The sequence below is a fragment of the Pseudomonas sp. MOIL14HWK12:I1 genome, from assembly GCF_000510705.1.
Classification (GTDB): Bacteria; Pseudomonadota; Gammaproteobacteria; order Pseudomonadales; family Pseudomonadaceae; genus Chryseomonas; species Chryseomonas oryzihabitans.
This window is the reverse complement of sequence record NZ_AZNY01000003.1, coordinates 194,970-208,593: the sequence shown is the minus strand read 5'-3', so window position 1 is coordinate 208,593 and position 13,624 is coordinate 194,970. Positions and strand designations below refer to the sequence as shown.

The following is a 13,624-nucleotide window of genomic DNA, read 5'->3' as shown; positions in this document are numbered from 1 at the left end:
CGCTCGCCCTAGCGAGCGGCTCCGGCGTCTCGCGAGAATTCCAGGATGCGGTTGCGCCCCTGCTCGGCGACCAGGTAATGACCGTCGCCGCGCGGGATCAGGGTCTGCGCCGAGCGCAGGTGCGAGAGCACCGTGACCAGACGGCCATCGGGCTGCACCAGCAGCACCCGGGCGCCGTGGGTGGCGTCTTCGGTGATCCACAGACCGTCGGCCGAACACTGCACGAAGCCCGGCGCGTCGAGACCCGCGGCGACCAGGGTATCGGTCCCTCCCGGCTGCCACTGCTTGACCCAGCCCTTGGCCTTTTCGGTATAGAACAGCCGGCCATCCGGGCAGCGGGCCACCCCTTCGCCTTCTTCCAGGCCGTCGCGCAGCACCGCCAGGCGACGCTGCAGCGGGTCGTAGCTGAGCAGGCGACCGCGCGGCAGGTCCTCGATGGCATAGAGGGTCTGGCCATCGGTGGCGACGCCCTCGACGTCGTTGCCGTCGAACAGGGCCTGGCGCTGGCCGTCGCGCAGGAGAAACACCGGCAGCGGTCCGCCTTCCTGGCTGACCACCAGGCCGCCCTGGAACATCACCAGGCCATCCGGCTTGGACAGCTCGCCCAATACCGGCTGGCGCTCGCCATCGGGCAGCAGCCGCAGCAGGCTGCCGCGGCGACTGGAAAATTCCTGGGTCACGAACAGGCTGCCATCGGCGTCCAGGGCCAGGGCGCTGACCATGGGGATGTCGGCGGCGACTTCCCGGTAGCGCCAGCCCTCGGCCGCACTGACCGGATGGAAATGCCGCCAGGCCGGATAGGCGAAGCCGGCGGCCAGCACGGCGACGCCCAGCGCCAGACCCTGGCGCCAGCCCAGGCGCGGAACACGACGCATGGCGATCTCTCTGTGGCAGAACGATGACCGGGCAGTCTAGCGGCCCGCGCGTGAAGAATCCGTCGCCGGCACCCCAGGTGAGGGGGCCGGCGGGGCGGGGCCTCAGGCGGTGAGGAAGGCCTCGGTCAGCTTGACCCAGTAGCGCGCGCCCACCGGCAGCAGGGCGTCGTTGAAGTCGTAGGCCGGGTTGTGCAGGTTGGCGCTGGGCCCGTTGCCGACGAACAGGTAGCAACCGGGCACCTGCTGCAGCATGTAGGCGAAGTCCTCGCTGGCCGGGATGGGCGCGAAGGGGTGCAGGGCCTCGGCGCCAAAGTGCTCGATCGCCACCTGGCGGGCGAAGGCGGTAGGGCCGTCGTGGTTGACCAGCACCGGATAACCCCGCTGATAGTCCAGCTCGGCGGTGGCGCCGAAGCTTTCCGCCTGGGCGCGCACCAGGGCGCCGATGCGCTGCTCCAGCAGGTCGCGGGTGCTGTCCTGGAAGGCGCGGATGGTGAGCTTCATCTCCACCGCATCGGGAATGACGTTGGAGGCCTCGCCGCCGTGGATGCTGCCCACGGTGATCACCGCGGTGTCCAGCGGCGCCACGTTGCGCGAGACCACGGTCTGCAGCGCCATCACCGTGGCCGCGCTGGCGACGATGGGATCGACCGCCTTGTCCGGTACCGCGCCGTGGCCGCCCTGGCCGCGGATGCGCAGGAGGGCGGTGTCGGACGAGGCCATGGCGGCGCCGTCGACGAAGCAGAACTTGCCGGTGGGCACGCCGGGCATGTTGTGCAGGCCGAACACCTGGTCGCAGGGAAACAGCTCGAAGAGGCCGTCCTGCATCATCTTCAGGGCGCCGCCCAGGCCTTCCTCGGCCGGCTGGAAGATCAGGTGCAGGGTGCCGTCGAAGGCGCGGGTCTCGGCCAGGCAGCGGGCGGCGGTGAGCAGGGTGGTGGTGTGGCCGTCGTGACCGCAGGCGTGCATGCGTCCCGGGTGCTGGCTGGCGTAGTCGAGGCCGGTGCTCTCCAGGATCGGCAGGGCGTCCATGTCGGCGCGGATGCCCAGCACCTTGCTGCCGCTGCCGGCGCGCAGGGTGCCGACCACCCCGGTGCCGCCCAGGCCGCGATGGACCTCGTAGCCCCAGCCGGCGAGGGCGGCGGCCACCAGGTCGCTGGTGCGCTGTTCCTGGTAACCCAGTTCGGGATGGCGGTGGATGTCGCGGCGCAGGGCGACCATGTCCGGCAGGTAGCCGGCGATATGACGGGCGGTGGCGTCTTGATCCGCAGCGGTGGCAAGGCTCATGGCGATCTCTCTCAATCCAGGTGGCGTTCGGGATAGCTCAGCAGTGCCAGCCATCCTATCAGCAGCATGCCGATCAGGTACCAGGCCGGGGCGAGCGGGCTGCCGGTGGCGCCGATCAGCCAGGTGGCGATGAACTGGGCGGTGCCGCCGAACAGGGTCACCGCCAGGGCGTAGGTCATGGCGAGGCCGGTGGCGCGCACCGGCCGCGGCAGGCCGGCGAGGATCAGCAGCAGTCCGGCGGTCATGTTGACGCTCATGGCGGTGATCACCACGAAGCGGGCGGCAAAGGCCAGGCCCTGGGTGGTGGGGTCGTTCAGCCAGACGAAGGCCGGGTAGATGCCCAGCAGGGCCACCGCCAGGCTGACCAGGGCCACCGGCTTGTAGCGACCGAAGCGATCCAGCAGCAGCCCGGCGGCCAGGGCGGCGGCCATCTGCACGGCGCTGGAGGCCACCCCGGCCAGGTAGGCGCTGGTGGCCGGCAGGCCGACGATGCGGGTCATGTAGGTGGGCATGTAGAACTGCATCAGGTAGGTCAGCAGGGTCGCCGACATCACGATCAGCAGGCCCAGGCCGAAGCGCCGCGGATGCTCGCGCAGAAAGGCGCGCACCGGGCCGCCCTCGACCGAGCCGGCGCCGCTCCAGGTCTCGTCCACCTGGCGGCGGATATAGAGGCCGACCGGGATGATGAGCAAGCCGACCAGGAAGGGGATGCGCCAGCCCCAGGCATGCAGCTCGGCCTCGGACAGGCTGCGGGTGAGCAGGGCGCCCAGACCGGCGCCGAGCAGGGCGCTGCCGCCCTGGCTGATCACCTGCCAGCTGACATGGAAGCCGCGCCGGCCGGGGCTGGCCGATTCCAGCAGCAGGGTGGTGGCGGCGCCGATCTCGCCGCCAGCGGAAAAGCCCTGCAGCAGGCGCCCCAGCAGCAGGATCAGCGGCGCGGCGATGCCGATCTGGGCGTGGGTCGGGGTGAAGGCGATCAGGGCGCTGCCCAGGCCCATCAGCGAAATGGTCAGCAGCATGGCCTGCTTGCGCCCGTGGCGGTCGGCATAGGCACCCAGCACCATGCTGCCCAGGGGGCGCATGACGAAGCCGACGCCAAAGACGCCAACCGCCATCAGCAGGGAGCCGTAGGGCGTATCCGAAGGGAAATACAGCTGGCCGATGATGGCGGCGAAAAAGCTGAAGACGGTGAAGTCGAACATCTCCAGGCCGTTGCCGAGACTGGCCGCGGCGATCAGCTTGGCCCGCGAGGGCGTGGCGACCGTGCTGGCGGGGGCCGCGTCGGCGCGGGAGGAGGACGTCGGAAGAGCCTGGGCCATGGTGCGTTCCTCTGCACTGAGATGAATGCTTAGCTATGCAAATGACGGTCCGGTCCGCGCGGGCCGCGTGCCTGGGCGGTCGTGGCGGGGTGGGAGACCGGGCGTGCGCCAGGGTGGTGCAGCGCAGGCCCTCTTGCAGCCTAGTCGAACCTGCCGCCTCGGCTGGCGCTCGCTCATAAATCCGTCACAATGCGCGCCTAGGCTCTGTACGAAAAATGCCTGCGCTCGGTGATGCTGCGTTGAAAATCAGCTCGGAATGCTCATTTACCCCTCGTAAACTCGTTCGCGAGCCCGGTCCGCTTCCTCACTGATTTTCGCCTTGCCTGACCTTCGCTCGGCGATCTTTCGTACAGAGCCTCGAGTGCCGGCTTGCGCCTGAGCGTCGCCGGCCCAGGCCCGTCTCCCATCCCCGCGAGGAATCCGGCATGGACATCAAAGGTCCGCTGACCGCTGTGGCGCTCGCCCTGGCGCTCGGTGGCACGACCGCTCGAGCCGAGGGCGTCGACCCGGCCATCCCTGCCTACCAGAAGGTGAGCGGGATCTCCGGCAATCTGTCGAGCGTGGGCTCCGACACCCTGGCCAACCTGATGACCCTCTGGGCCGAGAGCTACAAGCGCGAGTATCCCAACCTCAATATCCAGATCCAGGCGGCCGGCTCGTCCACGGCGCCGCCGGCGCTCACCGAAGGCACCGCCGGCATCGGCCCCATGAGTCGCAAGATGAAGGACGCCGAGCTGCAGGCCTTCGAGCAGCGCTTCGGCTACCCGCCCACCGCGGTGCCGGTGGCCATCGATGCCCTGGCGATCTTCGTCAACAAGGACAATCCGCTGCGCCAGCTGACCCTGGAGCAGGTCGATGCGATCTTTTCCAGCACCCGGCTCTGTGGCGGTCCGCACGAACTCAAGACCTGGGGCGACCTGGGCCTGACCGGCGACTGGGCCAGGCGGCCGATCCAGAGATTCGGCCGCAATTCGGTGTCGGGCACCTACGGCTACTTCAAGGAAGCGGCGCTGTGCCGCGGCGACTTCCGCGCCAACGTCAACGAACAGCCGGGCTCGGCCTCGGTGGTCCAGGCCATCAGTCAGTCCCTGGGGGGCATCGGCTACTCGGGCATCGGCTACCAGACCGCCAGCGTCCACACCCTGGCGCTGGCACGCCAGGGCACCACCGATTTCGTCGAGGACAACCAGGCGAACACCCTGTCCGGGCGCTATCCCCTGGCGCGCTATCTCTACGTCTATGTGAACAAGGCGCCCAATCGTCCGCTCAACCCCCTGGAGGGGGAATTCCTGCGCCTGATCCTCTCGCGCAGCGGCCAGGAAGCCGTGGTCAAGGACGGCTACATTCCCCTGCCTGCGGCGGTGGTGCAGCAGGCCCTGAAGACCCTGGGCTACTGAGCGCCTGGCGCTCTGCGCCCGTCCCGGGCGTAGCGCCTCTGGCCGTCCATTCGCTGTAACCTTTCTGTCACACGACGTGATTAGGCTCTGCGCCATGATATCCCCGGTACCCCCGTCCCCGCCCGATCCTCGCGGCCCCGCTCGGCTGGACTTCAACACGCCTGCACTGCGCCGGCGGCGGCGCTGGCGGGCCCTGCAGGATCGCCTGATACGGGGTGCGGTACTGGCCGGTGGCCTGGCCGTGCTGGCCACCATCACCCTGATCTTCTTCTATCTGGCCTATGTGGTGCTGCCGCTGCTGCGCGGCGCCAGCCTCGAGGCCCAGCCGCTGCCCCAGCCCGACTGGCTGGCGGCCGCCGGGGCACCGTTGCTGCTGGGCATCGACGAGCAGGATCGCCTCGGCCTGCATCTGTCCCGGGCTGGCGAGGCCACTTTCTTCACCCTGGCCGACGGCCAGCCGGTCATGCGCGAGCGCCTGCCGCTGCCGCCCGGCGTCACCATCAGCAGCCAGGCCCAGGACGCCCCGCGCGGGCTGATCGCCCTGGGCCTGTCCGATGGTCGCGTGCTGGTGGCACACAAGCGCTATGTCTCGCGCTATCCCCAGGGCAACCGGGTCATCACCCCGGAACTGGACTTTCCCTACGGGCGCGAGCCACTGGACCTGGGCGCCTCCCGTAGCGCCCTGGAACGGGTCGCCATCGCCGGTGACGAGGACCTGCTGGTGCTGGCCGGTGCCCAGGGCAACCGCGTGACCGCCCTGCGCCTGACCGGGCTGGCGGCGCCGGTGACCGGTGGCGCGGCCGCTCCCATGCGTACCTCGCTCTCCCTCGGACCGCTCAACACCGCGGCCAAGGCGCTCTACCTCGACCCTCGCGGGCACTGGCTCTATGCCCTCAACGGCCGCGCCCAGGCGGATGTCTTCGATCTCCGCGATGGCAGTCTCAACGGCCACTACAAGCTGCTCGACGCGGCCGACGACGAGGTCACCGCCAGCGCCCAGCTGCTGGGCGGCGTGTCCCTGCTGGTGGGTACCGCCAAGGGCGGCATCGGCCAGTGGTTCATGGTCCGCGGCCAGGACGGCGAGCCGGTGCTAAGACATATCCGCAGCTTCCAGCTGGGCACCGCGCCCATCGTCCAGCTGGTGCCGGAGCAGCGCCGCAAGGGCTTCGTGGCGCTGGATGCCACGGGCGAACTGGGGGTCTTCCACAGCACCGCCGGGCGTACCCTGTTGCGCGAGCGGATCGCCCCCTCCGCCGGGGTGCTGGCGCTGTCGCCGCGCGCCGACCAGCTATTGCTGGAGGAAAACGGCCGGCTGCTCGGCTTCCGCCTGGACAATCCGCACCCGGAAGTCTCCTGGTCGGCGCTCTGGGGCAAGGTCTGGTACGAGAATTACGAGGCGCCGGCGCGGGTCTGGCAGTCCAGCGCCGCCACCGCGGACTTCGAACCCAAGCTGAGCCTGGCGCCGCTGACCTTCGGCACCCTCAAGGCGGCCTTCTACGCCATGCTGTTCGCCGCGCCCCTGGCCATCGCCGCGGCGGTCTATACCGCCTACTTCATGGCGCCGCGCATGAGGCGCACGGTCAAGCCGGTCATCGAGCTGATGGAGGCCCTGCCCACGGTGATCCTCGGCTTCTTCGCCGGGCTGTTCCTCGCGCCCTTCGTGGAAAATCACCTGCCGGGGCTGTTCAGCCTGCTGCTGCTCCTGCCGCTGGCCATCCTCGCCGCGGGCTTTGGCTGGTCGCGCCTGCCGCTGACGCTGCGCGAGCGCATCCCGGAAGGCTGGGAAAGCCTGCTGCTGTTGCCGGTGGTGCTGCTGACCACCGCCCTGGCGCTGTGGCTCAGTCCCTGGCTGGAGGGGCTGCTGTTCGCCGGCGACCTGCGCCTCTGGCTGAGCCAGACCCTGGGCATCGCCTACGACCAGCGCAACGCCCTGATCATCGGCCTGGCCATGGGCTTCGCGGTCATCCCCAACATCTTCTCCATCGCCGAAGACGCCATCTACAGCGTGCCGCGCAGCCTGACCCTGGGCTCCCTGGCGCTGGGCGCCACCCCCTGGCAGACCCTGGTGCGGGTGGTGCTGCTCACCGCCAGCCCGGGCATCTTCTCGGCGCTGATGATCGGCCTGGGCCGCGCCGTCGGCGAGACCATGATCGTGCTCATGGCCACCGGCAACACCCCGATCATGGATGCCAACCTGTTCGAGGGCATGCGCACCCTGGCGGCCAACATCGCCGTGGAGATGCCCGAATCCGAGGTGGGCGGCACCCATTACCGCCTGCTGTTCCTGGCCGCGCTGGTGCTGCTCAGCTTCACCTTCCTGATGAACACCCTGGCCGAACTGATCCGCCAGCGGCTGAGGAAAAAATATGCGGCCCTCTAGCGCTGGCGCGCCGCCGGGGCAGGGCGCCCGGCCGCGGCGCTCCCTGGGCGTCTGGCTGCGCGGCGGCGCGCCCGGGGTCTGGCTCAGCGCCGGCGCCGTGGCCATCGCCGTGCTCATGACCCTGGGGTTGATCGGCATCCTCGCCGTGCGCGGCCTGGCGCACTTCTGGCCGGCCGAGGTGGTGCAGGCGCGCTACACGCCGCCGGGCCTGGAAGCGCGCCTGGTGCTCGGCCAGGTGGTGGACCAGGAGACGATACCGGCCGAGCGGCTGCGCAGCGCCGGAGTGACCCTGCCGGCGGACAGCGGCGAAACCCTGACCCGCGAACTCTTCAAGCTGGGCAATCGCGACCTCTATGGCAGCGACTTCGTCTGGCTGGTCGGCGACTGGCTAAAAGATCGCCAGACCCCGGCCGATGCCCTGGTGCTGGAGCGCCGCGAATGGGGCAACTTCTATGGCTATGCGCTGGAGGTGCGCGAAGCGGGACGCCAGGTGGCCAAGGGCGCCGCGGCCGTGCCCGAGCTGCAGCGCCGCCTGCTGCGCACCCGCGACCTGAGCGACCAGCTGGAGCGCCTGGAAAAGCAGGACATCGGCAGCGTCAACCATGCCCTGGAGCGCCTGCGCCTGGAGGGCCGCGGTCTGGAACTGGACGGTCGTCTCGACGCCACCGCCCAGGCCGATCTCGCCGCCCGCCGCGCCGAGCTCGAAGCCCGTTACGGCGACCTGGAAGACCAACTGGCCAGCCTGCGCCAGGAGCGCCGCCGCGACAGCGTGGTGCTGCGCGACGTCGAGGGCCGCACCCTGGAACTCAATCTGTCGCGCATCGTGCGCGCCTACCAGCCCAACGCCATGGGCCTGGGCGCCAAGCTCGGCTTCTATGGCAGCAAGCTGTGGGAGTTCCTCAGCGCCGATCCGCGCGAGGCGAACACCGAGGGCGGCGTCTTCCCGGCCATCTTCGGCACCGTGATGATGACCCTGCTGATGGCGGTGATCGTCACCCCCTTCGGCGTCATCGCCGCCATCTACCTGCGCGAATACGCCCGCCAGGGGCCGCTGACCCGCACCATCCGCATCGCGGTCAATAACCTCGCCGGGGTGCCGGCCATCGTCTATGGCGTCTTTGGCCTGGGCTTCTTCGTCTATGTGCTGGGGGGCTCCCTGGATCAGCTGTTCTTCCAGGCCAGCCTGCCCACGCCGACCTTTGGCACCCCGGGGCTGCTGTGGGCTTCGCTGACCCTGGCGATCCTCGCCATGCCGGTGGTGATCGTCGCCACCGAAGAAGGCCTGGCGCGCATTCCCCGCAGCATCCGCGAGGGCTCCCTGGCGCTGGGCGCGACCCAGGCCGAGACGCTGTGGAAGGTGGTGCTGCCGCTGGCCAGTCCGGCGATGATGACCGGGCTGATCCTGGCCGTGGCCCGCGCCGCCGGCGAGGTGGCGCCGCTGATGCTGGTGGGGGTGGTCAAGCTGGCGCCCTCGCTGCCGCTGGACGGCAACTACCCCTATCTGCACCTGGATCAGAAGATCATGCACCTGGGCTTCCACATCTATGACGTCGGCTTCCAGAGCCCCAACGTGGAAGCCGCCCGCCCGCTGGTCTATGCCACCGCGCTGCTGCTGGTGCTGGTGATCGCCGGGCTGAACCTGTCCGCCGTGTTCCTGCGCAACCGGCTGCGCGAAAAGTACCGGCTGCTGGAAGACTAGCGCCCGCGGCCGAGGAGACCCCATGCCTTCCGATTCCTCCATCTTCAGAACCGCCGCCGCCTACGCGGCCAGCGCCCAGCCTGCGGCGAACGAAGGTGGCGTGGCCCTGTCGGTGCCGCGGCTCAATCTGTTCTACGGCAAGAAGCAGGCCCTGCACGACATCGCCCTGGAGATCCCGCGGCAGCGGGTCACTGCCTTCATCGGCCCCAGCGGCTGTGGCAAGTCCACCCTGCTGCGCTGCTTCAATCGCATGAACGACCTGGTGGAAGATTGCCGCATCGACGGCGAGATCCTACTCGACGGCCAGAACATCTATGCCCGCGGCACCGAGATCGCCGAGTTGCGGCGGCGCGTGGGCATGGTGTTCCAGAAGCCCAATCCCTTTCCCAAGAGCATCTACGAGAACGTGGTCTACGGCCTGCGCATCCAGGGCATCAAGCAGAAGCGGGTGCTCGACGAGGCGGTGGAATGGGCGCTGCACGGCGCGGCGCTGTGGGACGAGGTCAAGGATCGCCTGCACGAGTCGGCCCTGGGTCTCTCCGGCGGCCAGCAGCAGCGTCTGGTGATCGCCCGCACCATCGCCGTGCAGCCCGATGTGCTCCTGCTCGACGAACCCTGTTCGGCGCTGGACCCCATTTCCACCCTCAAGGTGGAGGAGCTGATCCACGAACTGAAACAGCGCTACACCATCGTCATCGTCACCCACAACATGCAGCAGGCGGCGCGGGTCTCCGACTACACCGCCTTCATGTACATGGGCCAGCTGGTCGAACACGGCGACACCGACACCCTCTTCACCAACCCGGCGAAGCGGCAGACCGAAGACTACATCACCGGCCGCTACGGCTAGTTCCAGGCAGGCCGGTGCCCCACCCGGCGACTCGCTCCTCTCAGGCAGGACTGACAGCATGATCAACAAAGAAGGCCACACGCAGCACATCTCCCAGCAATACAACGTCGAACTGGAAGAGGTCCGCAGCCACCTACTGGCCATGGGCGGTCTGGTGGAAAAGCAGGTCAGCGACGCCGTGCGCGCGGTGATCGATGCCGATGCCGGGCTGGCGCGCCAGGTGCGCACCATCGACGACCAGATCGACATCATGGAGCGCGGCATCGACGAGGAATGCCTGCGCATCCTCGCTCGCCGTCAGCCCGCGGCCTCCGACCTGCGCCTGATCATCAGCATCTCCAAGTCGGTGATCGACCTGGAGCGCATCGGCGACGAGGCCTCCAAGATCGCCCGTCGCGCCATCGAGCTGACCGAGGACGGCGAGGCCCCGCGCGGCTACGTCGAGGTCCGCCACATCGGCGAGCAGGTGCGCAAGATGGTCCACCAGGCGCTGGACGCCTTCGCCCGTTTCGACGCCGAACTGGCCCTCTCGGTGGCCCAGTACGACAAGCTGATCGACCGCGAATACAAGTCCGCCCTGCGCGAACTGGCCACCTACATGATGGAAGACCCGCGCTCCATCTCGCGGGTGCTGAGCATCATCTGGGTGCTGCGCTCCCTGGAGCGGGTCGGCGACCATGCGCGCAACATCGCCGAACTGGTGATCTACCTGGTGCAGGGTACCGACGTACGGCACATGGGCCTCAAGCGCATGGCCGAAGAGGTCAATCGGTCGCGCGAATGATCCGCCCGGTCACTCCCCGGGTGGCGTGCCGAACCCGCCTGCTATGCTGGAAGACTTGGCATGGAGTGACCGATGAGCAAGTTGAACGTACTGGTGGTGGATGACGCGCCCTTCATTCGCGATCTGATCAAGAAGGGCCTGCGCAACCTGTTTCCCGGGCTGACGGTGGACGAGGCGGCCGATGGTCGCCGCGCCCAGACGATGCTCGGCAAGCAGCGCTTCGACCTCATCCTCTGCGACTGGGAAATGCCCGGCATGACCGGTCTGGAACTGCTGAGCTGGTTTCGCGCCCAGCCGGACCACAAGGGCGTGCCCTTCATCATGGTCACCAGCCGCGGCGACAAGGAAAACGTCGTCCAGGCCATCCAGGCCGGCGTGTCCGACTACATGGGCAAGCCGTTCTCCAACGAACAGCTGGCGGCCAAGGTCAAGAAGGCCCTGCAACGCACCGGCAAGCTCGCCGAGTTGCAGGCCGGCGCCCAGCCGCGCCCGGCCACCGGCTTCGCCAATGATTCCCTCGGTGCCCTGACCGCCGGCCGCAGCGACGTGGTCCAGCCCACCGCCGCACCGGTCGCGGCGCCGGCCGCCGCCTCCAGTGCCGCCCTGCTCACCGGCAGCGCGCCGCCGCCACCCGCCCGTGGCAAGCCCGCCGCCAACTTCGGTCAGGGCCAGCTGCGCCTGCCCAACGCCAGCATGGCCTGTCTGATCAAGGCCATCAGCATCAAGGAAGCCCTGCTGGTGGTGCGCCGTGGCGATCCGCTGCCGCAGATCCTGGAAACCGCCGTGCTCGACCTGGAGCAGGGCGAAGACGGCAATGACGTGGCGCGCCTCAATGGCTATCTGCATTCCCTCAGCGCGGTGGAAGCGACGCCGGCCAGCGAGTGGGTGCAGGTCAACTTCCGCTTCATCGACCGGGACCCGGCCAAGCTCGACTACCTGTCGCGACTGATCGCCAAGGGCACCGCCCAGCGGCACTACGTGCCGGGCGCCTAGGGCGGGGCGGCGCGATGAAGGGCCTGGCACGGAGACTGCTTCGCGCTGAGACACCGCGGATTTCTGACGCCCTGCCCATGCCCCTCGCCTGTCGCCTGCTGCTGCTGTCGCTCGCCCTCTCGGGTCCCGCCCTGGCGGCGCCCATCTACAAGTACGTCGATGCCAACGGCGTGGTCACCTACACCGACAAGGCGCAGAAGGGCGCCAAGGTGATGACCTTCAGCGACGATCCCATCGAGCGGCTCGATCAGCGGGTCAAGCTGCAGCCGCGGCACTATGCCGGCGGCACGGTGCTGGAGGTGCGCAACGACAGCTTTTTGCCGGTGACCGTCACCCTGCGCCTCTCGGCGCTGCAGAACGTCAGCGGGGTGGGCGAGGCGCCCATTCGCAAGGTGCTGCCGGCGCGCAGCCTGACCCGCCTGGCGACCCTGATCGCGCCCGATCCGGGCCGTCCGCAGCGCTATACCCCGCAGCTCACCACCCTGATGGGCAGCGCCACCCCGGTCTTCGCCTCCGGTTTCGCCTATCCGCTGCCCTGGCTGGGCGGTCCCTTCAACGTCAGCCAGGGCGCCGGTGGCGGCTTCAGCCACAACACGCCCAAGAGTCGCTATGCGGTGGACATCGCCATGCCCGAGGGCACGCCCATCGTGGTCTCGCGCGCCGGCCAGGTGGTGGAGGTGGAGAACGACCAGGACGGGCGCGGCAACCACCCCTCCGGCAACTTCGTGCGCATCCTCCACGACGACGGCACCATGAGTGTCTACCTGCACCTGCAGCGCGGTTCGATCAAGGTCGCCGAAGGCCAGTGGGTGCGCCCTGGCCAGCCGCTGGCGTCTTCGGGCAACACCGGGCGCAGCACCGGGCCCCACCTGCACTTCGTGGTCCAGCGCAACACCGGCGAGGCGGTCGAATCCATTCCCTTCCGCTTCGCCCAGGCGGTGGACAGCCTGCCCAACTTCGCCGTCGGCGGGCCCTGAGCGGCTGACGTCAGCCCTGGGCGTCGAGGTACTCGCTCGGCGAGACCCCCAGCACCCGGCGAAACATCCGGGTAAAGGCCGACGGCGAGGCGTAGCCCAGATCCAGGGCCACCCGGGTCACCGGTTCGCCGGCGGCCAGCCGCGGCAGGGCCAGCATCAGCCGGGTGTGCTGGCGCCAGGTGGAAAAGCTGGTGCCGGTCTCCTTGAGAAACAGTCGGGCCAGGCTGCGCGAGCAGAGGTGCAGCTGCTGCGCCCAGGTCGCCAGCGCCGTGTCGTCGGCGGGATCCGCGTGCAGGCTGGTCTGGATGGCACGCAGCCGCCGGTCGGCCAGCGCCGGCAGGTGCAGCGCGGTCTCTTCGAGAAACACCAGTTCCGCCAGCATCAGCGCCCGTACGTGACTGCCCAGCTCGGCTTCACCATAGGCGGCGCCGCCACGTCTCAGGCAGCGCAGCAATTCGCGCAGCAGCGGCGAGATGAGCACCATGCGGGTGGCCGCCTGGGGGCAGGGCAGGCCGCTCGGCAGGGCGATGATCACCACCTGCAGGGTGGCCTCGCCATTGGCCCGCGCCTGGTGCTCGATGCGCGGCGGGATCCAGATCGCCTGCTTGGGCGGCACGTACCAGACCCCTTCGTGGGTGGTGACCTCCAGCACGCCGTTGACCGTGTACATCAGGTGCGCCTGATCGTGCACATGCGGCGGCCACACCTGGCCATGGGCGAAGGTGCCGAGCTGGGATACCAGCGGCCCGGCGGGCGGGACAGGGGCATCCGCCACCACGCTCCGCGTCGGGTCGATTGTCTGTTCCTGCATAACAGCTGTCCGTTTCGGTTGGGCCGGCTCCGGGTGCCAGGGCCTAACCTGCAGCACTATGGCCGGAGCATCGGGCGCGCCCGGGGTGATCCCTCTGCACGCCGAAAACCTGCCTCTTGCGGGAGTGTCGCACAGAACACCCGCCGCTTGGCTTACCTGCCTGAACCATCAGGCCTGTATTTGAACTACCGTCCGATCGGTGGCAGCGTGGCACAGGGATCTGAGTGCCACGCTTTTTTATTCGCGACGATGCTT

General features: G+C 69.0%; 11 protein-coding genes. 7 read left to right on the top strand and 4 right to left on the bottom strand.

What is annotated here, in order from left to right; all coding sequences use genetic code 11:
* Positions 1 to 8 precede the first annotated feature (8 nt).
* From PSEK12I1_RS0100905 to PSEK12I1_RS0100895, 3 genes are all read right to left on the bottom strand, one after another.
* The gene (locus PSEK12I1_RS0100905) at positions 9 to 875 is read right to left on the bottom strand and encodes a hypothetical protein (RefSeq protein WP_051399175.1); all 867 of its coding nucleotides are present in this window, start codon (positions 873 to 875) and stop codon (positions 9 to 11) included.
* 102 nt (positions 876 to 977) lie between these two features.
* Positions 978 to 2,159 carry a M20 aminoacylase family protein gene (locus PSEK12I1_RS0100900; RefSeq protein WP_051399176.1) on the bottom strand — a complete coding sequence of 394 codons (1,182 nt, stop codon included), beginning with the start codon at positions 2,157 to 2,159 and terminating at the stop codon, positions 978 to 980.
* A gap of 11 nt (positions 2,160 to 2,170) precedes the next feature.
* A complete protein-coding gene (locus tag PSEK12I1_RS0100895) occupies positions 2,171 to 3,478 on the bottom strand; it encodes an MFS transporter (RefSeq protein WP_027600391.1) in 1,308 nt (435 codons plus the stop codon).
* Positions 3,479 to 3,903: 425 nt separating this feature from the next.
* On the opposite strand from PSEK12I1_RS0100895, the gene PSEK12I1_RS0100890 reads away from it, so the two are divergent.
* The 7 genes from PSEK12I1_RS0100890 (at position 3,904) to PSEK12I1_RS0100860 (ending at position 12,558) form a co-directional block, all read left to right on the top strand.
* Positions 3,904 to 4,875: a PstS family phosphate ABC transporter substrate-binding protein gene (locus tag PSEK12I1_RS0100890; RefSeq protein ID WP_027598086.1), complete on the top strand. Its 972-nt coding sequence runs from the start codon at positions 3,904 to 3,906 to the stop codon at positions 4,873 to 4,875.
* 94 nt (positions 4,876 to 4,969) lie between these two features.
* Positions 4,970 to 7,255 carry an ABC transporter permease subunit gene (locus tag PSEK12I1_RS0100885; protein WP_051399177.1) on the top strand — a complete coding sequence of 762 codons (2,286 nt, stop codon included), beginning with the start codon at positions 4,970 to 4,972 and terminating at the stop codon, positions 7,253 to 7,255.
* Positions 7,242 to 8,954: a phosphate ABC transporter permease PstA gene (gene pstA / locus PSEK12I1_RS0100880; protein ID WP_037006556.1), complete on the top strand. Its 1,713-nt coding sequence runs from the start codon at positions 7,242 to 7,244 to the stop codon at positions 8,952 to 8,954. Before PSEK12I1_RS0100885 ends, pstA begins: the two co-directional genes overlap by 14 nt.
* A gap of 22 nt (positions 8,955 to 8,976) precedes the next feature.
* Positions 8,977 to 9,804, top strand: a complete 828-nt coding sequence (gene pstB / locus PSEK12I1_RS0100875) for a phosphate ABC transporter ATP-binding protein PstB (RefSeq protein WP_027598089.1) — start codon at positions 8,977 to 8,979, stop codon at positions 9,802 to 9,804.
* A 58-nt stretch (positions 9,805 to 9,862) separates the two neighbouring features.
* Complete coding sequence (gene phoU / locus PSEK12I1_RS0100870; RefSeq protein ID WP_007161478.1) at positions 9,863 to 10,588, top strand: phosphate signaling complex protein PhoU; 726 nt, start codon at positions 9,863 to 9,865, stop codon at positions 10,586 to 10,588.
* A 72-nt stretch (positions 10,589 to 10,660) separates the two neighbouring features.
* On the top strand, positions 10,661 to 11,581 hold the full coding sequence (locus tag PSEK12I1_RS0100865; RefSeq protein WP_007161477.1) for a response regulator: 921 nt from the start codon (positions 10,661 to 10,663) through the stop codon (positions 11,579 to 11,581).
* Between the two features lie 77 nt (positions 11,582 to 11,658).
* Positions 11,659 to 12,558, top strand: a complete 900-nt coding sequence (locus PSEK12I1_RS0100860) for a M23 family metallopeptidase (protein WP_027598090.1) — start codon at positions 11,659 to 11,661, stop codon at positions 12,556 to 12,558.
* Positions 12,559 to 12,568: 10 nt separating this feature from the next.
* Here the strand turns inward: PSEK12I1_RS0100860 and PSEK12I1_RS0100855 are convergent, their stop codons facing one another.
* Positions 12,569 to 13,369, bottom strand: coding sequence for an AraC family transcriptional regulator (locus PSEK12I1_RS0100855; protein WP_027600389.1), 801 nt, complete (start codon positions 13,367 to 13,369; stop codon positions 12,569 to 12,571).
* Between the last annotated feature and the right edge of the window lie 255 nt (positions 13,370 to 13,624).